The organism is Aeromonas sp. S41-2, assembly GCF_027705845.1.
GTDB classification, from domain to species: domain Bacteria; phylum Pseudomonadota; class Gammaproteobacteria; order Enterobacterales; family Aeromonadaceae; genus Aeromonas; species Aeromonas hydrophila.
In genome coordinates, this window is record NZ_JAPDCG010000001.1 from 12075 (window position 1) to 31903 (window position 19829).

The 19829-nt window shown below is 63.8% G+C and carries 14 protein-coding genes; 9 read left to right on the forward strand and 5 right to left on the reverse strand.

What is annotated here, in order from left to right:
* Window position 1: 1 nt before the first annotated feature.
* From nuoJ to OKC44_RS00095, 8 genes are all read left to right on the forward strand, one after another.
* Window positions 2-550 carry an NADH-quinone oxidoreductase subunit J gene (gene nuoJ / locus OKC44_RS00060; protein WP_270810354.1) on the forward strand — a complete coding sequence of 183 codons (549 nt, stop codon included), beginning with the start codon at window positions 2-4 and terminating at the stop codon, window positions 548-550.
* Window positions 550-858, forward strand: coding sequence for an NADH-quinone oxidoreductase subunit NuoK (nuoK, locus tag OKC44_RS00065; RefSeq protein WP_005299823.1), 309 nt, complete (start codon window positions 550-552; stop codon window positions 856-858). Before nuoJ ends, nuoK begins: the two co-directional genes overlap by 1 nt.
* Window positions 855-2702 carry an NADH-quinone oxidoreductase subunit L gene (gene nuoL, locus OKC44_RS00070; protein ID WP_124251686.1) on the forward strand — a complete coding sequence of 616 codons (1848 nt, stop codon included), beginning with the start codon at window positions 855-857 and terminating at the stop codon, window positions 2700-2702. The genes nuoK and nuoL overlap by 4 nt, the downstream gene beginning before the upstream one ends.
* Before the next feature lie 78 nt (window positions 2703-2780).
* On the forward strand, window positions 2781-4301 hold the full coding sequence (gene nuoM / locus OKC44_RS00075) for an NADH-quinone oxidoreductase subunit M (RefSeq protein WP_045790109.1): 1521 nt from the start codon (window positions 2781-2783) through the stop codon (window positions 4299-4301).
* A gap of 61 nt (window positions 4302-4362) precedes the next feature.
* Window positions 4363-5826 carry an NADH-quinone oxidoreductase subunit NuoN gene (gene nuoN, locus OKC44_RS00080; protein WP_011705656.1) on the forward strand — a complete coding sequence of 488 codons (1464 nt, stop codon included), beginning with the start codon at window positions 4363-4365 and terminating at the stop codon, window positions 5824-5826.
* Window positions 5827-6015: 189 nt separating this feature from the next.
* Window positions 6016-7146, forward strand: a complete 1131-nt coding sequence (locus OKC44_RS00085) for an FIST signal transduction protein (RefSeq protein ID WP_270810359.1) — start codon at window positions 6016-6018, stop codon at window positions 7144-7146.
* A complete protein-coding gene (locus OKC44_RS00090) occupies window positions 7143-8576 on the forward strand; it encodes an HD domain-containing phosphohydrolase (RefSeq protein ID WP_270810361.1) in 1434 nt (477 codons plus the stop codon). The genes OKC44_RS00085 and OKC44_RS00090 overlap by 4 nt, the downstream gene beginning before the upstream one ends.
* A 15-nt stretch (window positions 8577-8591) precedes the next feature.
* Entirely contained in the window at window positions 8592-10118 is a 1527-nt protein-coding gene (locus tag OKC44_RS00095; protein ID WP_270810365.1) for an HD domain-containing phosphohydrolase, read from the forward strand.
* Between the two features lie 61 nt (window positions 10119-10179).
* Here OKC44_RS00095 and purL read toward each other — a convergent pair whose 3' ends face one another.
* Window positions 10180-14085 carry a phosphoribosylformylglycinamidine synthase gene (gene purL, locus OKC44_RS00100; RefSeq protein WP_270810366.1) on the reverse strand — a complete coding sequence of 1302 codons (3906 nt, stop codon included), beginning with the start codon at window positions 14083-14085 and terminating at the stop codon, window positions 10180-10182.
* A gap of 149 nt (window positions 14086-14234) precedes the next feature.
* Here purL and mltF point away from each other — a divergent pair, with 149 nt between their 5' ends.
* The gene (mltF, locus tag OKC44_RS00105; protein WP_011705651.1) at window positions 14235-15725 is read left to right on the forward strand and encodes a membrane-bound lytic murein transglycosylase MltF; all 1491 of its coding nucleotides are present in this window, start codon (window positions 14235-14237) and stop codon (window positions 15723-15725) included.
* Between the two features lie 358 nt (window positions 15726-16083).
* Here mltF and OKC44_RS00110 read toward each other — a convergent pair whose 3' ends face one another.
* From OKC44_RS00110 to OKC44_RS00125, 4 genes are all read right to left on the reverse strand, one after another.
* Entirely contained in the window at window positions 16084-16317 is a 234-nt protein-coding gene (locus OKC44_RS00110; RefSeq protein WP_011705650.1) for a zinc ribbon domain-containing protein, read from the reverse strand.
* Window positions 16318-16421: 104 nt separating this feature from the next.
* A complete protein-coding gene (gene der / locus OKC44_RS00115) occupies window positions 16422-17924 on the reverse strand; it encodes a ribosome biogenesis GTPase Der (RefSeq protein WP_270810368.1) in 1503 nt (500 codons plus the stop codon).
* 74 nt (window positions 17925-17998) lie between these two features.
* Window positions 17999-19183 (reverse strand): outer membrane protein assembly factor BamB, encoded by a 1185-nt coding sequence (gene bamB / locus OKC44_RS00120; protein ID WP_270810371.1) that lies wholly within the window; start codon window positions 19181-19183, stop codon window positions 17999-18001.
* Window positions 19176-19826 carry a YfgM family protein gene (locus tag OKC44_RS00125; RefSeq protein ID WP_011705647.1) on the reverse strand — a complete coding sequence of 217 codons (651 nt, stop codon included), beginning with the start codon at window positions 19824-19826 and terminating at the stop codon, window positions 19176-19178. The genes bamB and OKC44_RS00125 overlap by 8 nt, the downstream gene beginning before the upstream one ends.
* Between the last annotated feature and the right edge of the window lie 3 nt (window positions 19827-19829).

The following is a 19829-nucleotide window of genomic DNA, read 5'->3' on the forward strand; positions in this document are numbered from 1 at the left end:
CATGGAACTGGCATTCTATGCCGCGGCCCTGGTCGCCATTTACAGCACGCTGCGGGTGATCAGCACCAGCAATCCGATGCACGCGCTGCTCAATCTCATTATCTCCCTCATCGCCGTGGCCATGATCTTCTTCTGCCTGGGCGCCTCCTTCGCGGGTGCCCTGCAAGTGATCGTCTATGCGGGCGCCATCATGGTGCTGTTCGTGTTCGTGGTGATGATGCTGAACCTGGGCTCGGCCCAGGATCAGGAAAAGAACTGGCTCACCCCCACCACCTGGGTGGGCCCCGGCCTGCTTTCGCTCATTCTGCTGGGTTTTCTGGCCTACGGCATTCTCGGGGTCACCGGCGGTGAGCTCGGTCTGACCGATGTCAGTGCCAAAAAGGTCGGCATCGCCCTGTTCGGTCCTTACGTGCTGGCGGTGGAGCTTGCCTCCATCCTGCTGCTGGCGGGTCTGGTCACCGCCTATCACCTGGGCCGTGAAGACAAGAGCGGGGAAGTGCTCTCCGTGCCAAAAGCCTCGGCACATCCGTCTCAAGAAGGAGGTCAATGATGAACGGAATCCCGATGGAACACGGCCTGCTGCTGGCTGCCGTGCTGTTCTGTATCGGCCTGTGCGGCCTGCTGATACGTCGCAACTTGCTGTTTATCCTCATGAGTATCGAGATCATGATGAACGCGTCGGCCCTGGCATTCGTGGTGGCTGGCAGCCGCTGGGCCCAGGCTGATGGCCAGATCATGTACATACTGGTGATTTCTCTGGCGGCAGCGGAGGCCAGTATCGGCCTCGCCCTGTTACTGCTGCTCTATCGTCGTTACCACACCCTCAACGTGGACACTGTGAGCGAGATGCGCGGATGAGCCTCCTATACCTGACTTTTCTGTTTCCGCTGCTGGGATGGCTGGTGCTGGCCTTCTCCATCGGTCGTTTCGGCGAGCGCACTGCTGCGCTCATCGGCGTCGGCAGCATAGGGCTGTCGGCCCTCACTACCCTGTGGGTCGGCATCGATTTCCTCAACACCATGCCAACGGGCGGCGTCTATACCCAGACCCTGTGGCAGTGGATAACGGTGGGTAAATTCACCCCGACCTTCCGCCTGGCGCTGGACGGTCTGTCGCTGACCATGCTCGGCGTGGTCACCGGGGTGGGTTTCTTTATCCACCTGTTCGCCTCCTGGTACATGCGCGGGGAAGAGGGCTATTCACGCTTCTTCACCTACACCAACCTGTTCATCGCCAGCATGGTGTTCCTGGTGCTGGCCGATGACCTGCTGTTCGTCTACCTCGGCTGGGAAGGGGTGGGGCTGTGCAGCTACCTGCTGATCGGCTTCTACTACCGCAACCCGGCCAACGGCGCCGCCGCCCTCAAGGCGTTCGTGGTGACCCGGGTCGGCGACGTGTTCCTCGCCATCGGTCTGTTTGTCCTCTACCGGGAGCTGGGCACCCTCAACATTCACGAGTTGCTGGTACGCGCACCGCTGATGTTTGCCGAGGGCTCCCCTGCCCTGTCGTTTGCCTGTCTGATGCTGCTTGGCGGCGCCGTCGGCAAATCGGCCCAGCTGCCGCTGCAAACCTGGCTGGCGGACGCGATGGCGGGCCCGACCCCGGTCTCGGCGCTGATCCACGCGGCCACCATGGTGACCGCCGGTGTCTATCTCATCGCTCGTACCCACGGTCTGTTCCTGCTGGCCCCCGAGATCCTGCATCTGGTGGCGCTGGTCGGTGCCATCACCCTGGTGCTGGCAGGCTTTGCCGCCCTGGTGCAAACCGACATCAAGCGGATCCTGGCTTACTCCACCATGAGCCAGATCGGCTACATGTTCCTGGCCCTCGGTGTTGGCGCCTGGGAAGGGGCCATCTTCCATCTGATGACCCACGCCTTCTTCAAGGCGCTCTTGTTCCTCTCCGCCGGTGCCGTGATCGTCGCGACCCACCACGAGCAGAACATCTTCAAGATGGGAGGCCTGCGCAAGAGCCTGCCGCTGGTCTATGCCTGCTTCCTAGTAGGGGGCTCGGCCCTGGCCGCGCTGCCGCTGGTGACCGCCGGTTTCTACAGTAAAGACGCCATCTTGTGGCAGGTGCAGGCCAGCGGCCAGAGCGCCCTGCTGTGGGCCGGTCTGGGCGGTGCCTTCCTCACCTCCCTCTACACCTTCCGCCTGATCTTCATCGCCTTCCACGGCAAGGAGCAGACCCAGGCTCACGCCGGTCACGGTCTGGCCCATCAGCTGCCGCTGCTGGTCCTGCTGGTGCTCTCCACCGGCATCGGTGCCCTGATCGTGCCGCCGCTGGCAGGCGTGCTGCCGGCAGGTCCGGGGGATCACATCGAAGAGGGGCGCCATGGGCTGGAGATCACCTCCGCCATCATCGCCATCGCCGGCATTGCCCTGGCTGCCTTCCTGTTCCTGGGCGAGCGCCGTCTGGCCAGCAGCGTGGCCAACAGCGCGCCGGGCAAGTTGCTCAGCACTCTCTGGTTCAACGCCTGGGGCTTTGACTGGCTTTACGATCAGCTGTGGGTCAAGCCGTATCTGCTGGCGACCCGGCTGCTCGGCAAGGATCCGCTGGACTGGATGATGAACCTGCCGGCCTGGCTGGCACAGAGTGGCCACCAGCTGTTGGCCTGGACCGTTTCCGGCAAGTTGCGCTGGTATGCAGCCTCCATGGGGATGGGCGCCGCCCTGATCCTGGCCCTGCTGCTGCTCGGCTGATCCCGTGATGCAGCCCCTGAACTCGCAGCAAGCCCACGGGCCTGCACAGTGACTAGAACATAGACGAGAGCTGATATCGTGACCTTACTCTGGATCTTGTTAATACCCTTCATCGGCGGTCTGCTCTGTTGGCAGACCGAGCGATTCGGCGAGTACTTCGTACGCTGGGTCGCCCTGTTGTCGATGAGCGCCTGCCTGCTGCTCTCCTGCGCCATCTGGTGGAGCGGTGACTTCACCCTGGCAGCTCAGGGCGGCGTGCCCGTCTGGGCCGCCGAACTGCAACTGCCCTGGATCCCCCGCTTCGGCATCTCATTGCACCTGGCGGTGGATGGCTTGTCGCTGTTGATGGTGATCCTCACCTGCTTCATCGGCGTGCTGGCCATCCTCTGTTCCTGGAAGGAAATCGTGCAGCGCATCGGCTTCTTCCACCTCAACCTGCTGTGGATCCTGGGTGGCGTGCTCGGCGTCTTCATGGCGCTGGATCTGTTCCTGTTCTTCTTCTTCTGGGAGATGATGCTGGTACCGATGTACTTCCTGATTGCGCTGTGGGGCCACTCGGTCACCGACGGCAAATCCCGGATCAACGCCGCCACCAAGTTCTTCATCTACACCCAGGTCAGCGGCCTCATCATGCTGGTCGCCATCCTGGGCCTGGTGCTGACTCACCATGCCGCCACCGGCGTGTTCACCTTTAACTATCAGGACTTGCTGAACACCCCGATGAGCAAGGGCGTGCAGTGGCTGCTGATGCTGGGCTTCTTCATCGCCTTCGCGGTCAAGATGCCGCTGGTACCGCTGCACGGCTGGCTGCCGGATGCCCACAGCCAGGCACCGACCGCGGGTTCCGTGGACTTGGCGGGGATCCTGCTGAAGACCGCCGCCTACGGCCTGCTGCGCTTCGCTCTGCCGCTGTTCCCCGAGGCGTCCGCCGAATTTGCCCCCTACGCCATGGTGCTGGGTCTTATCGGCATCGTCTACGGCGCCATCGTGGCGTTCGCCCAGACCGACATCAAGCGGCTGGTGGCCTACACCAGCATCTCCCACATGGGCTTCGTGATGATCGCCATCTACTCCGGCAGCGAACTGGCCCTGCAGGGCGCCGTGGTGCAGATGATCGCCCACGGTCTCTCCGCCGCCGGCCTCTTCATCCTGTGCGGTCAGCTCTACGAGCGGCTGCACACCCGGGACCTGCGCCTGATGGGCGGGCTGTGGGGTCGTCTGCGCTACCTGCCCGGCGTGATGCTGTTCTTCTCGGTCGCCTCTCTGGGGATGCCGGGCACCGGCAACTTCGTCGGCGAATTCCTGATCCTCATCGGCAGCTTCCAGGTTGCTCCCGTGCTCACCATCATCGCCACCTTCGGCCTGGTGCTGGCCTCGGTCTACTCCCTCATCATGCTGCAGCGCGCCTGCTTCGGTACCCCCAAGGACGAGAGCGTCCTCAAGGGGCTCGACAGTCGCGAGCTGGTGATGATGATGACCATTGCCGGTCTTTTGGTGTTGCTCGGTGTCTATCCCCAACCTGTGCTCGACACCGCGGGCAACAGCCTGCTGAGCGTGCTGCACTGGTACGCCCTGCCCTTCGCAGGAGCATTGCAATGAGAGTGACCGCTGTTAAACCGCTGGCCCTGTTGCCTTCCTTGTCCATTACAGGAGCACTGCAATGACCTTCACCGCTTCGCAACTGCTGGCCCTGCTGCCCCTGTTGCTGACAACCGGGGCCATGGTGGCCCTGATGCTGGCCATCGCCTGGAAACGGTGCGATGACACCGCCTTCGTGGTCACCATCGCCGGCCTCAACCTGGCGCTCTTCTCCCTGCCCATCGTGATGGCGCAAGGAGATCAGGGGGTCACCCCGCTGCTGCAGATCGATGGCTACGCCGTCTTCTACATGGGGCTGGTGCTCATCGGTGCCCTGGCGACCTGTACCTTCGGCCGCTCCTGGCTCAAGGGCTATCCGGACAACCGGGAAGAGTTCTACCTGCTGCTGCTGATCGCCACCGCCGGTGGCCTGGTGCTGGCCGGCTCACGTCACCTCGCCTCCCTGTTCATCGGGATCGAGATGTTGACCCTGCCGATGTTCGGTCTGGTGGGCTACGCCTATCGCGAGCGCCACTCGCTGGAGGCCAGCATCAAGTACATGGTGCTCTCCGCCGCCGCCACCGCCTTCCTGCTGTTCGGCATGGCGCTGCTCTATGCCCAGGCCGGCAGCCTGAGCTTCAGCGATCTGGGGCTGACCCTGGCCACCACCCCGGCCCACCATCCGCTGCTGATGGGCGGTCTGGGTCTGATGCTGGTCGGCTTTGCCTTCAAGCTCTCCCTGGCGCCGTTCCACCTCTGGACCCCGGACGTGTACGAAGGGGCGCCGGCCCCGGTGGCCACCTTCCTCGCCACCGTCAGCAAGATCGCGGTGTTCTGCGTGCTGCTGCGCTTCTACCTGGCGGTGCCCGCCGCCGCGGATCCCATGATCCACTGGCTGCTGGCCGCCATGGCGGTGATCTCCATCGTCATCGGCAACCTGCTGGCTCTGCTGCAGACCAACATCAAGCGGATGATGGGTTACTCCTCCATCTCCCACTTCGGTTACCTGCTGGCGGTGATCGTGGCGAGCCGTCTCGGCCAGATGCCGGTGGAAGCGGCCGGCGTCTATCTGCTGATGTATCTGTTCACCAGCCTGGGGGCCTTCGGCGTCATCAGCATGATGTCCAGCCCCTATCGCGGCAAGGATGCGGACTCCCTGCACAGCTACCGCGGCCTGTTCTGGCGTCGTCCCTACCTGACCGCCGTGCTGACCGTGATGATGCTCTCGCTGGCCGGTATCCCCATGACGCTCGGCTTCATCGGCAAGTTCTACCTGATCGGGGTGACCGTCGATGCGAAGCTGTGGTGGCTCTCCGGCGCCATCGTGCTCGGCAGTGCACTGGGTCTCTATTACTACCTGCGGGTCATGGTCACCCTCTACCTGCGCGAGCCCGGCATGCAGTTGCGCGACGCCAAGGGAGACTGGGCCATCACCTCCGGTGGTCTGGTGGTACTGCTCTCCGCCGCGCTGGTGGTGGCACTGGGTCTCTATCCCCAGCCGGTCATCAGCCTGGTGCAGGGCTTCCAGAACGTGGTGCTGCACTGATTTCACACCACCAAAAAAACCGGCCCAAGTGGCCGGTTTTTTTATCAGCCCAAAGCGGGATGCCTGACCAGCCGTCTCAAATTTATCTGCCTTTATAACGGCTTATGGCCGCTTGCCGGACACGACCGGGTATCCACCGCGCCCCCCTTGCTGATATATTGATGATTGGCAGGAAAGGAGTTCCGAGCGATGATCCAGCCCGCGTTTCATTCATTCGATGCGCAGCCACTGGCCGAGGTACTGCGCCCCTATCGTGGCCAGCGGCTCGACGTCTTGCTGGCCGAGCAGGATGCAGAGCACGTGGCCGATCTGCAGCAGCAATGTAGCCACCTCGACATTCAACTCAGCGGCGCCCTCTTTCCCCGTCTCCTCAGCCGTCACGGCTTTCATGAGCGCGGTGCCTGGCTGCTGCCGCGCCCGGCCTCCCACGTCCCGCTGCTCATTCCGCTCGATCCCGTCGCCAGTGCCGATGAGCAGGCCCGTATCCTCTGCGACGCGCTGGCTCCTCGTCTTGCACAGTGGCCGCCAGCCGAAGGCATACCGACCCTCTTTCTGACCTTCGATGCCATGATCCCCAACATCGCCTCCCTCCTCGAGGGGATCTATCTGCATCTCGCGGACAGGGTCCACTATGCCGGCGTCAATGCCGGCAGCGGCAAGTTTCGCCCCATGCCCTGCCTGTTCGACAACCACAGGCTGCTGGAACAGGCGGTCTGCTGCACCCTGCTGCCCCATCGCAGCTACCCCCTGCTCGAGCACGGCTATCAGCTCACTGCCCAGCCCATGCTGGCCACCAGCAGCGAGGGCAACAAGATCTCCTTCATCGACTGGCAGCCCGCCTTCAGCCGCTACCAGTCCCTGGTCCAGCAACAGTTCCAGCAGCGCCTGACTCCGGAGCAGTTCTACCAGTACGGCGTCCACCTGCCGCTTGGGTTGCTGCGGGCCAACGGCGACGTCATCGTGCGCATCCCGGTCGCCGTCACCGACGAGGGGGCGCTGCTCTGCGTCGGGGAAGTGCCGGATCACAGCATCCTCACCCTGCTCAAGGCGCCGCACAGCCCGACCGCCCACGCCATCGAGCTGGCCGAAAAGCTGAGCCGGCACGGGGCACCGGAGCGCCTCGAGATCTACTACTGCGCTGGCCGTCAGCAGCACTTCGGCGAGCAGAGTGCGCTTGAGCTGGAGACCCTCTTCACTCACAGCGGCGCCCACCAGCTGGTCGGCGCCCTCTCCCTTGGCGAGATCGGCAGCCTGCGGCCGGGGGACTATCCGCTGTTTCACAACGGCGCCATTCTCTGCAACGGGGAGGGATCCCGATGAACAACGACCACGCCATGGCCATCGTCTGCGATCTCGCTCTCTGCATCGGCCGCGAGGTCACGCTGGATGCCCTGCTGACCAAGGTGCTGCAGCGCTTTCTGTTTCACTGCGCCTGCCCGGTCGGGCTGGTGCTGCAGCAGTTGCCGCAGGGGGAGTACAAGATCATCAAGGCGATCGGCGATGAGCAGCTGCTTCGCCATCAGGGAGAGCCGCTCGCACTGCCCCACTGGGTCAGCGACGGCGAGCAGTGCATCCTGCGGGCAGCGCTGCCGCTGCCAGGTTCGCGCCCCTACCCGTTTGCCTATCGGCTGCGGATCGAGGGGGGCTATCTGATGCTGCTGCTCTCCCCCAATGCGGAGCAGCAGGGGGAGCAGCTCTGCCACCTGTTCAGCCCCATCCTCGGCAACCTGGCCCGCGCCATCCAGCTGTGCCGGGACAGCGAGCAGCTGGCCCTGCGCCAGCAGGCGGAGCTGGTCGACATGCAGCGCTTCAACGAATCCCTGCTCAAGGCCATCCCCATCCCGGTGTTCTACAAGGATGTCGAGGGGCGCTTCATCAGCTGCAACCCGACCTTCACCCAGATCACCGGCATCAGCAAGGCCGAGCTGCAGGGCAAGCGGGTGGACGAGATCCTGCCCCCCGAGATGGCCGACGAATATACCCAGCGCGATCTGGAGGTGCTGCGCAGCAGGCAGCCGCAATATTTCGAGCACACCCTGTTTGATCGCAGCGGCCACCGCTATCAGGTGCTCAACTTCAAGGATCTCTTCTACGACCATCAGGGCGAGGTGGCCGGCATCATCGGTGCCCTGGTCGACATCACCCACATCAAGGAGAGCGAGCAACAGCAACGCACCCTGCTGTTCCAGACCATAGCGGCACTCTCCTCCGCCATCGCCCACAAGGATCCCGGCACCGCGGGCCACGAGCGGCGCGTGCACGATCTCGCGCTGGCCATCGGCCAGCATCTGCAGCTCTCTCAGGAGCGCCTCGACGGGCTGGGCCTCGCCGCCATGGTGCACAACATCGGCCTGTTGCAGATCCCGGCGGAGATCCTCACCCGCCCCCGCGCACTGAGGGAGGTGGAGTTCGAGCTCATCAAGCAACACCCGCAGGCGGGCTGTGAAATCCTGCAGCAGATAGACTTCCCCTGGCCTATCACAGCCATCGTGCAGCAGCACCATGAGAATCTGGACGGCAGCGGCTATCCGCAAGGGCTGCAGGGGGATGCCATCTCGCTGGAGGCGCGCATCATCCGGGTGGCCGATTCGCTTGCCGCCATGACCGCCCACCGCCCGTTCCGGCGAGCCATGTCCCTCACCGATGCCTTTGCCGAACTGACCCGCTATGCCGGTATCCATTACGACGAGCAGGTGGTCAGCGCCTGCTTCGCCGTGTGGCAGGCGGGCTATCGCTTTGCCCCCCTTTAACCGAGGCTGGATGAAATGAGTTCAAGACCCGCACCGCCCTTCCCCCCGCAGCCCACGGCCGCCCTGCTTGGCCAGGTGATGGATCAGCTGCCCTATCGGGTGCTGCTCAAAGACACCCGCTCCGTCTTCATCGCCTGTAATCGGCTGCTGGCTGGCGATCTCGCCCTCACCCCGGCCGAGCTGGTCGGCAAGTGCGATGCCGACTTCTTTCCGGCCGAACTGGCCAAGCGCTACCGGGATGACGATCTGAAGGTCATGGCCAGCGGCACCACCCAGCGCCATGAAGAGCCCTATCTGAAGGGGGGCGAGGCCCGCTGGCTCAGCACCACCAAGTTTCCCCTGTACGACGAGCTGGGCCAGGTGGTCGGGGTCGGCGTCTTCTTCGACGACATCACCGAGAAGAAACTGCAGCAGGAGCGGTTGCAGCAGTACACCTGGACCCTGGAGGCCATCGGCCGCGCCCACCACGCCATGCTCAAGCAGGATGATGAGCAGACCCTTCTGCAGGAGATCTGCGACGCCATCACCTTCGACGGCCGCTTCCCCCTCGTCACCGTGCTGCAGGAAAACAGTGACCAGCACACCCTGCAGGTGCTGGCGCAGGCGGGCAACGCGGTCTGGTTTGCCAGCGACGACTGGCTGACCCGGGATCCCGCCCTGCATCAGGCCATCGGCACCGGGGCGCTGTGCAACGAAGCCCTGGCCAGCGCGCTGGTGCACCACTCGGCCACCCTGCGCGCCCGTCTGCTGCTGCCGCTGCAGTGGCACGCCGGCGGGCATGGCGGCCTGCTCATTCACAGTGAACAGGCCCGCCCCTTCACCGACGAAGAGGTGCACCTCTTCAGCCAGCTGGCGGACTACCTTGCCTACGGCCTGCAGGCGCGCGCGACCCAGCAGGCCTATCTCACCGCCCAGCGCGACAAGGTGCTGCACGCCCGCCAGCTGGAGCTTGCGCTGGAAGATGCCCTCGGTGCCATTGCCGCCGTGCTGGAGCAGCGCGATCCCTACACCGCCGGCCACCAGAAGCACGTCGCCACCCTGGCGCTGGCCATCGGCCGCGAGCTGAAGCTGGACGACAAGCGGCTGCGGGGACTCTATCTGGGGGCCATGGTGCACGACATCGGCAAGATCCAGGTGCCGCTCGACATCCTCACCAAACCGGGCCGGCTGACACCGCAGGAGTTCAACCTGGTCAAGGAGCACCCGGGCGCCGGCTATCAGGTGCTCAAGGACATCGCCCTGCCCTGGCCTGTCGCCCAGATGATCCACCAGCACCACGAGTTTATCGACGGCTCCGGCTACCCGGCGGGGCTCAAGGGCGAGCAGATCCTGCTGGAGGCCCGCATCCTCACTGTGGCCGACATCGTGGAGTCCATGTCTTCCGATCGTCCCTACCGCGCCGCCCTCGGCATTCCCCAGGCCAGGGCCCACATCATCGAACTGCGGGGCAGCAAGCTGGATGCAGCGGTGGTAGATGCCTGCCTGCGCATCCTCGATCGCGGGGATTTTACCCCCCATGAGCTGGGCCACGGCCAGTTCTAGCGGGCAAGCCGTCATAAAAAAACCGGCCACAGGGGCCGGTTTTTTTGTTTGCGATGCGCGCTTAACCCAGACGTACCCGGGCGTTGCGGAACATCCGCATCCAGGCGCCATCCTCGCCCCAGTTGTCCGGGTGCCAGGAGTTGGCCACGGTGCGGAACACCCGCTCCGGGTGCGGCATCATGATGGTGGCGCGCCCGTCCGTGGTGGTCACCGCTGTGATACCCGCCGGTGCGCCGTTCGGGTTGGCCGGGTACTGCTCGGTCACCTGACCGCGGTTGTCGACGAAACGCAGCCCCACCAGCCCGCTCTGTTGCAGCGCGGCCAGGTGAGCGGCATCGCGCACCTCCACTCGCCCTTCCCCGTGGGAGACGGCAATCGGCATCACCGAGCCCGCCATGCCGGCGAAGAAGGCCGACGGGGAGTCCTGCACTTCCACCAGGCTGAAGCGGGCCTCAAAGCGCTCGGAGCGGTTGCGCACGAAGCGCGGCCACAGATCGGCACCCGGGATCAGTTCGCGCAGGTTGGACATCATCTGGCAACCGTTGCACACACCCAGGGAGAGGGTATCACCGCGCTCGAAGAAGCGCTGGAACTGCTCGCGAGCGCCGTCGTTGAACAGAATGGACTTGGCCCAGCCTTCGCCCGCCCCCAGCACGTCGCCGTAGGAGAAGCCGCCACAGGCCACCAGGCTCTGGAACGCATCCAGCTTGATACGGCCTTCGAGGATGTCGCTCATGTGCACGTCCACCGCCGCAAAGCCGGCGCGGTCAAACGCCGCCGCCATCTCCACGTGGGAGTTGACCCCCTGCTCGCGCAGCACCGCCAGACGGGGAGAGACCCCGCGGGCAATGTAGGGTGCCGCCACGTCTTCGGCCGGGTTGTAGCTGAGCTTGGCCTGCAGGCCAGGATCGGCTGCGTCCTGACGGGCGGCATGCTCCTGATCCGCGCACTCCGGGTTGTCGCGCAGGCGCTGCATCTGCCAGCTGGTCTCGCCCCAGATGGTACGCAAAGCGGTACGGCTGGCGCGGTAAACCTCCTGACCGGCCCGCTGCAGGGTGATGAGATCCCCCTCGCGCACCGTGCCGAGCACGTGGGAGCAAGCCGCCAGACCGTGACCGGCCAGCAGGGTCATCACCGCTTCCTTGTCTTCACGACGCACCTGGATGACGGCGCCCAGCTCCTCGTTGAACAGGGCCGGCAGCAGCTCGCCGCCGATGCGATCCAGCTGCAGGTCGAGGCCGCAGTGACCGGCGAAGGCCATCTCCAGCAGGGTGACAAACAGGCCGCCGTCGGAGCGGTCGTGGTAGGCGACGAGTTTGCGATCGCTCACCAGCGCCTGGATGGCATTGAAGAAGCCCTTGAGCTGGACCGGGTTGTCCAGATCCGGCGCCTTGTCACCCAGCTGGCGATAGACCTGGGCCAGGGCGGAGGCACCGAGGCGCTGCTTGCCGTTGCCAAGGTCGATGAGGATAAGGTCGGTCTCACCGAGATCGGTACGCAGTTGCGGCGTGACGGTGTTGCGCACGTCCTCGACCCGGGCAAAGGCCGAGATGAGCAGGGAGAGTGGCGAGGTGACGCTGTGCTCCTTGCCATCTTGCTGCCAGCGGGTCTTCATGGACATGGAGTCCTTGCCCACCGGGATGGTGATGCCAAGGGCCGGGCAGAGCTCCTCGCCCACCGCTTTGACCGCCTCGTAGAGGCCGGCATCTTCGCCCGGGTGACCGGCAGCGGCCATCCAGTTGGCGGAGAGCTTGACCCGCTTGAGCGAGCCGATGTGGGCCGGCGCAAGGTTGGTGAGCGCTTCCGCCACCGCCATGCGAGCGGACGCGGCGTGGGAGAGCAGCGCCACCGGGGTGCGCTCGCCCATCGACATGGCTTCGCCATGGTAGCTGTCGTAGGTGGCGGCGGTAACGGCGCAGTCGGCCACCGGGATCTGCCAGGGGCCGACCATCTGGTCGCGGTTGACCAGACCGGTCACGCTGCGATCGCCGATGGTGATGAGAAAAGACTTCTCCGCCACGGTGGGCAGACGCAGCACCCGCTCGGCAGCCTCGCCCAGGGTGATGCCATCGAGCGCCAGCGGCTTGCCCTGGGCCGGCAGGCTTGCAACCTCGCGGTGCATCTTGGGGGTCTTGCCCAGCAGCACATCCAGCGGCAGGTCGATGGGATGGTTGTCAAAGTGCTCATCCGAGAGAGTGAGATGCTTCTCTTCGGTGGCGCTGCCGATCACGGCATAGGGGGCGCGCTCGCGCTCGCACAGCGCCTTGAACAGCGGCAGCTTCTCCTTGGCCACCGCCAGCACGTAGCGCTCCTGGGATTCGTTGCACCAGATCTCGAGCGGGCTCATGCCCGGCTCGTCGTTTGGAATGGCGCGCAAGTCGAAACGACCGCCGCGATCGCCGTCGCTCACCAGCTCCGGCATGGCGTTGGAGAGGCCCCCGGCGCCCACGTCATGGATGAAGACGATGGGGTTGTCGTCACCCAGCTGCCAGCAGCGGTCGATCACCTCTTGGCAACGGCGCTCCATCTCGGGGTTATCGCGCTGCACCGAGGCAAAGTCGAGATCTTCTGCCGACTGGCCGGAGGCCATGCTTGATGCGGCGCCGCCACCCAGACCGATGTTCATGGCCGGGCCGCCCAGCACGATGAGGGCAGCCCCCACCGGGATCTCCCCTTTCTGGACGTGCTCGCTGCGGATGTTGCCGATACCGCCTGCCAGCATGATGGGCTTGTGGTAACCGCGCACCTCGACGCCGTTGTGGCTCGGCACCTGCTCTTCGAAGGTACGGAAGTAGCCGAGAATGGCCGGACGGCCGAACTCGTTGTTGAAGGCGGCGCCGCCGAGCGGCCCCTCCTGCATGATGTCAAACGCGCTGACGATGCGGCTCGGCTTGCCGAAATCCTGCTCCCAGGGCTGCTCGAAGCCGGGGATGCGCAGGTTGGAGACCGAGAAGCCCACCAGACCCGCCTTGGGCTTGGCACCGCGACCGGTGGCACCCTCATCGCGAATTTCGCCGCCGGAGCCGGTGGCGGCGCCCGGGAAGGGGGAGATGGCGGTCGGGTGGTTGTGGGTCTCCACCTTCATCAGGATGTCGACGCGTTCCTGATGATAGTGATACTCGCCGCTGGCGGGGCTTGGGAAGAAGCGGCCACCCTGGCTCCCTTCCATCACGGCGGCGTTGTCTTTATAGGCAGACAGGACATGATCCGGTGTCTGCTCGAAGGTGTTCTTGATCATTTTGAACAGCGACTTGGGCTGCTGCTCACCGTCGATGGTCCAGTCGGCGTTGAAGATCTTGTGGCGGCAGTGCTCGGAGTTCGCCTGGGCAAACATGTAGAGCTCGATGTCGTTGGGGTTGCGACCCAGCCTGGTGAAATTCTCCACCAGATAGTCAATTTCGTCGTCGGCCAGCGCCAGACCGAGCGCCACGTTGGCCTCGGCCAACGCGACGCGACCACCGCCCAGCACATCCACCTGGGTGAAGGGGCGCGGCTCGTGATGGGCAAACAGGGCGGCGGCCTCGTTCATCTCGCCAAACACCGTCTCCATCATACGATCGTGCAGCACGGCGGCCACGTCGGCACGCTGGGCGGCGCTCAGCTCACCCTTGGCCTGCACGTAATAGGCGATGCCGCGTTCGAGCCGCTTGACCTGATTCAGGCCGCAGTTGTGGGCGATGTCGGTTGCTTTGGAAGACCAGGGGGAGATAGTGCCGGGGCGGGGGGTAACGAGAAACAGCTGACCGCTGGGGGTGTGTTCGGGGATGGTCGGGCCGTAGCGCAGGAGCTGGCCCAAGGTCGCTCGCTCCGGGGGCGACAGCGGGCTCGAGAGCTCGGCAAAGTGCACGTATTCGGCATAGACATCCTCTATCTCTACTCCTCTCTCCTGTTTCATCTGCGCGAAGCGTTGCAGCAGTTTTTGGACACGAAACTCAGACAGTGCGGGGGCACCACGCAAGATATCCATATGACCTTTCTCACCAAGTGTTGAAGTGGGGGGGAATTGAGACGCGCGTATTATAGGGATCAGGCCCATGCCGGACAAACGTTTTTCTTGTTTTGCCCAGTGTGACTCGGTGCACACTCTCTGGTATAAAGGTGCCTCTTTTTTGACAAATGCCGATTTTTTCAACAAGGGTACTCACCTACTTGCGCTGCATTTTTCGACTGTTTATCGGGCTGACGTTGCTCCTGACCCTGGTCGGTTGCGACTTCTACACCCCCTCCAGCCAGCTGGAGCAGATCCGCCAGCGAGGCGAGATCCGGGTTGGCACCATCTACGGCCCCACCTCTTATTACCAGCGTGACGACACCGCCCAGGGGTTCGATTACGAGCTGGCGCAGAGTTATGCCGACTGGCTGGGGGTCAAGCTGACCATAGTGCCGGTCTACTCCACCGCCGAACTGGTGGAACTGCTGAGAAAGGGCAAGCTGGATCTGGCTGCCGCCGCCATCGTGGTCACCCCGGAGCGGCGCCAGCTGTTTCGCTTCGGCCCCGGCTTCTACCAGGTCTCTCCCAAGCTGGTCTATCGCAACGGTTCTCCCAAGCCCAAGGACATCGGCGATCTCAAGGGCAACATAGTGGTGCCGGCCGGTTCCACCGGCGAAGACCTGCTCAAGGAGCTCGCCAAGCAGTACCCCAACCTGAAGTGGAGCACCAATCGGGATGCCGACGTGGAGGAGCTGCTCAAGCAGGTGGCCGACGGCAAGATTGACTACACGGTGGTGCAGGATACCGTGCTGGCCCGCACCCAGCGCTACTACCCCGAGCTCACCGAAGGGATGACCCTGGCCAAGAACCAGACCGTGGCCTGGGCCATGACCAAGCTGCCGGATGACAGCCTCTACGCCAGCATCATCGACTTCTTCGGCCAGCGCTTCATGGACGGCGCCATCGCCAAGCTCGACGAGAAGTACTTCGGCCACGTGCAGAATTTCGACTTCGTCGACACCCGCACCTTCCTGCAGCGGGCCAAGAGCCTGCTGCCCAAGTATCAGGATCTGTTCAAGACCCACGCCAACGTGGTGGATTGGCGCCTGCTGGCTGCCATCAGCTATCAGGAATCCCACTGGGATCCGGAGGCACGCTCCTACACAGGGGTGCGCGGCATGATGATGCTGACCGAACCCACCGCCAAGGCGATGGGGGTCAACAACCGGCTGCACCCGGAGGAGAGCATCAAGGGCGGCGCCCGTTATCTTGAGCAGATGATGGAGAAGGTGCCCGCTTCGGTGCCCGATGACGAGAAGGTGTGGTTTGCCCTCACCGCCTACAACATCGGTTACGGTCACATGATGGATGCCCGCCGCCTGACCAAGGAGCTCGGCAAGAATCCCGATGCCTGGAGCGACGTGAAAGAGGTGCTACCGCTGCTGCAGCAGTCGCGCTGGCATCGCAAGGTACGCTACGGCTATGCCCGTGGCGGCGAGGCGCGCAACTACGTCAACAACGTGCGCCAGTACTACCAGAGCCTGCTCTGGCTCGACAACGAGCAGCAGAAAGCCCACCGCCGTGAAGAGCTGGACGATGACGACAGCAGCGAGCCGCCCAGTGCCGAGCGCCCCACCGTCATCGCCGAAGTGGTCAAGCAGATCACCCTGCGCTGACCCCTTGTTGACAGGTTTGTTTTTCGGGTGGTTTCTCTGTTACCATCCGACCATACCGGAGCCTATCCGAAATTGTTTTTATCGCGCTATTTCATCCACTTGCACTCGGGATGACAGCACTTTCAGATAGGCTCCCATCATCACCCAAGGCCGGGATGGCCACCCAATGGGAGGAGACCAAGATGCGAGCTCGCAGAAGAACGACACTGGTCAGAAAAGCAAAGTGCGGCTGGAGCCCCAGACGCAAACTCAAGCTCAATGACATCAAACGCAAGATATGGCGCCGAAACCGCTCCTTCACCTTGCTGATAGCAGAACACACAGCATAAACCCGGCAATCGCCGGGTTTTTTATCGCCTCAATTCCCCGCCAGCGGGCTCACCTCAAAGACCACTGCCCGCTTCGATACCAGGCTGTTGCAGTGGTTGCAGAAGTAATCCACCGCGCCGCAGGCCTTGAGCCGCTCCAGCTCCTGCCGGCAGGTCGGGCAGAGAGCCCGGATCTGGAAGCGGGCCTGGCACTGGCTGCAGGTGGTCTCGCGGCTGCGACTGTCCAGCTCGCCCTGACAGGCAGGGCAGTGAAGGTGACTCATGGTTGGCTCCTCGCAAAGTGAATGTGCAGTGGGCCCACCCACTGCACATTCCCCTCCCCTTGCCCTAGAAAAAAACGGCTGCCGGTGAGGGCAGCCGCTGGGCCTTATTTCTTGGCTTTGGCCTTGAGCAGGCGCTTGCGTTGACGCTCCTGGCTCAGGGTCAGGGTATTTTTCTTGCCCTCGAACGGGTTGGCCGACTCCTGGAACTCGACCCGGACCGGCGTCCCCATGATCTTCAGCGACTTGCGGAAGTAGTTGATGAGGTAGCGCTTGTAGGAATCCGGCAAGTCGTTGAGCTGGTTGCCGTGGATCACGATGCGCGGCGGGTTGTAGCCACCGGCGTGGGCATATTTGAGCTTGACCCGGCGACCGTTCACCATCGGCGGCTGGTGGTCTTCCTGCGCCATCTGCATGATGCGGGTCAGCATGGCGGTGCTGGTACGGCGGGTAGCGGACTGGTAGGCCTCCTGAATGGATTCGAACAGGTGGCCCACCCCGCTGCCGTGCAGGGCGGAGATGAAGTGCACGCGGGCGAAGTCGATGAAGCCCAGACGACGATCCAGCTCGTTCTTGACGTCCTCTTTCACCTTCTGATCCAGACCATCCCACTTGTTCACCACCAGTACCACGGAGCGGCCGGTGTTGAGCACGAAACCGAGGATGCTCAAGTCCTGATCGGTGATGGTCTCCTGGGCGTCGATCACCAGCAGGCAGACGTTGGCATCTTCAATCGCCTTGAGGGTCTTGATGACGGAGAACTTCTCCACCGTCTCGTGCACCTTGCCGCGACGACGCACGCCGGCGGTGTCGATGATGACGTACTTCTGCTCGTCACGCTCCATCGGGATGTAGACGGAGTCGCGGGTGGTACCCGGCATGTCATAGACGATGACCCGATCTTCACCCAGCATGCGGTTGGTCAGGGTGGATTTGCCGACGTTGGGGCGACCGACGATGGCAAATTTGATGGGCAGATCGGCGAACGGCGCCTCCTTGGTGTCTTCCTTGGTGTCGAGTTCACCGGCAGCCACCATGCGCAGCAGGGCTTCTTCGTCGAAGTCCTCTTCTTCTTCCTCATCCTGCGCGGTTTCTTGTGCAGCGGCGTCGACCAGGGTCTCCAGATGGGGGGCCAACGCCAGCTCCAGCAGGCTCAGCACGCCACGACCGTGGGCGGCCGCCATCTGGTAGACCTCGCCCAGGGCCAGACCGTAGAACTCGGACACGGCGGAGTCACCGTCGATGCCGTCGGTCTTGTTGGCCACCAGAAACACCTTCTTGTGGGTCTTGCGCAGGTGCTCGGCGATGGCCTGATCCGCTGCGGTCAAACCGGCACGGGCATCCACCATGAACAGCACCACGTCGGCCTCTTCGATGGCCAGTAGGGACTGTTCGGCCATCTTCAGCTCAATCCCCTCTTCGGTGCCATCGATACCGCCGGTATCCACCACGATAAATTCCAGCTCGCCCAACTTCGCCTGGCCGTACTTGCGGTCCCGGGTCAGACCGGGGAAGTCAGCCACCAGGGCATCCCGGGTACGGGTCAGGCGGTTAAACAGGGTGGATTTCCCCACGTTGGGGCGGCCCACCAGGGCTACTACAGGAGTCATAAAAGCCTCATTCTCAAGACGACAAAGGCTCCGGGTCCGAAGACCAGGAGCCGGATATTCAGATTGACGGGCGATCAGGGACGCTTGATAGCGTACAACTTGCCGCCACGGCTCTGCACATACAGGGTGTCACCATCCACCAGGGGGGCGGCGTACAGACCACTGCTGTCGAGCTGCTGCATGGCCTTGATGGTACCGTCGGTACGATCCAGCCAATACAGGTAACCTTCCACATCGCCGACCGCCACATAGTCACCCAGGATGACGGGGGCGGTCACGGTGCGGTTTTCCAGCTGGGTATTGGACCACAGCTCGAGACCATTGCGACGGTCAACCGCAAACAGGTGGCTGCGGCTGTCGGTCAGCACGATGGCATTGCCGGTCACCGCCATGTCGCGGTAGCCGGAATACTTGCGCTTCCATACCTCGTCACCGGTCATCAGCTTGCGCGCCATCAGCTGGCCATTATAGGCGATGGCATAGAGCTCATCGCCGGCGATCAGCGGGGTGGCGTCCACGTCGACCATCCGATCCAGCTCGGTAGCACCGCGCGGATCGGCGACCTTGGACTGGCGTACCGGCTGACCGTTGCTGAGCAGGGCGATGCCCACCTTGCCATCGGCGCGGCCGTACAGCACGGCGCCGTTGGTGATGATGGGGGCGCCGGCGCTGCGCAGGGTCAACGGCGGCTGTTCTTCCGCCAGCGTCCACTGCAACTTGCCTTCATCGGTATCGAGCGCCACCAGGCGGCCCGAGGTAGTCAGCACCACCACCCGGCCATCCTCGACGGCAGGGCTCGCCACCACTTCCCCCGGCACCGAAGTCTGCCACAGCACTTCGCCGTTCTCCTGGTTCAGGGCGTAGACCACCCCGTTTTCGGAACCCAGGAACAGCTTGCCGTAACGGGATACCAGGCCACCGGAGAGGCGGGCGCTGCGCTTGTCGGCGTTGATCGGCAGGTCAGCCAGATCCACGCTCCACAGCTCCTTGCCGCTTTCGCGGTCAAAGGCGGTCACGTCGCCATCGCGAGCGGCGGCATAGATGCGCTCCTCTTCCACCACCGGCTTGAGCTGGGAGTAGAAGTCGCCGATGCCGTCACCCACCGAGGAGGACCAGCTGGTATCGGCCGTGAAGGCGGACTCGACCTTGGGCAGCGGCGCCATCGGGTTGAGATCCTCTTCCGAACTGAACAGGGAGCACCCCTGCAGGGCGAAGGAGACCGCAGCCCCCAACACCACCATCTTGAACAGATTACGCATCCGGAGCCTCACCCGTGGTCACCGCTGGCAACGCCAGATCGTCCATTTTCAGCTTGAGCTCGGCGCTGCCCTGCAGGCCACCGGCATCGGCCGCCGCCTGATAGGCATCGCGCGCCTCTTCGGCCTTGCCCTGCTTGAGCAGCACGTCGCCGCGCACTTCCGCGACCTGGGCCTTGAAGGCATCGTTGTTGATCTTGCCAAGCTGGGCCAGCGCCTCGTCAGCCTTGCCCTGATCGTTCAGAACCCGGGCCAGACGCAGGGCGGCGATGGGACGGATGCTCTCATCACCGCTGGTGGCCACCTGGGTCAGCTGCTCGACGGCCAGATCCAGCTTGCCGGCCTTGACGGCGGCGGCGGCCAGCTGCAGGGCAGCCAGTTCGGCATAGGAGTCACCCTTGTGGGCGCTGATGAAGCTTTGCGCCTGCTCGAAGCCGGCGGCATCGCCCTTGGCCAGCTGGGCGGCCATCTCGTTGTAAGCCTGGGAGGCGGTCTCCTGGCTGGTCTGCTGATGCTCGTTGTAGTAGCGCCAGCCAAAGAGTCCAACCAGACCGATAACAGTTCCTGCGATCACCGAGGTTCCGTTCTCTTTCCACCAGCTCTTGATGACCTCAACCTGTTGTTCTTCGGTGGTATAAACTTCCACAGC

What these genes read in the sequence shown, in the direction of transcription:
- purL (WP_270810366.1), bottom strand. Translation starts at nt 14,085, where the DNA reads ATGGATATCTTGCGTGGTGCCCCCGCACTGTCTGAGTTTCGTGTCCAA.
- der (WP_270810368.1), bottom strand. Translation starts at nt 17,924, where the DNA reads ATGACTCCTGTAGTAGCCCTGGTGGGCCGCCCCAACGTGGGGAAATCC.
- mltF (WP_011705651.1), top strand. Translation starts at nt 14,235, where the DNA reads ATGCCGATTTTTTCAACAAGGGTACTCACCTACTTGCGCTGCATTTTT.
- nuoK (WP_005299823.1), top strand. Translation starts at nt 550, where the DNA reads ATGAACGGAATCCCGATGGAACACGGCCTGCTGCTGGCTGCCGTGCTG.
- OKC44_RS00095 (WP_270810365.1), top strand. Translation starts at nt 8,592, where the DNA reads ATGAGTTCAAGACCCGCACCGCCCTTCCCCCCGCAGCCCACGGCCGCC.
- OKC44_RS00110 (WP_011705650.1), bottom strand. Translation starts at nt 16,317, where the DNA reads ATGAGTCACCTTCACTGCCCTGCCTGTCAGGGCGAGCTGGACAGTCGC.
- bamB (WP_270810371.1), bottom strand. Translation starts at nt 19,183, where the DNA reads ATGCGTAATCTGTTCAAGATGGTGGTGTTGGGGGCTGCGGTCTCCTTC.
- nuoL (WP_124251686.1), top strand. Translation starts at nt 855, where the DNA reads ATGAGCCTCCTATACCTGACTTTTCTGTTTCCGCTGCTGGGATGGCTG.
- nuoJ (WP_270810354.1), top strand. Translation starts at nt 2, where the DNA reads ATGGAACTGGCATTCTATGCCGCGGCCCTGGTCGCCATTTACAGCACG.
- nuoN (WP_011705656.1), top strand. Translation starts at nt 4,363, where the DNA reads ATGACCTTCACCGCTTCGCAACTGCTGGCCCTGCTGCCCCTGTTGCTG.
- OKC44_RS00085 (WP_270810359.1), top strand. Translation starts at nt 6,016, where the DNA reads ATGATCCAGCCCGCGTTTCATTCATTCGATGCGCAGCCACTGGCCGAG.
- OKC44_RS00090 (WP_270810361.1), top strand. Translation starts at nt 7,143, where the DNA reads ATGAACAACGACCACGCCATGGCCATCGTCTGCGATCTCGCTCTCTGC.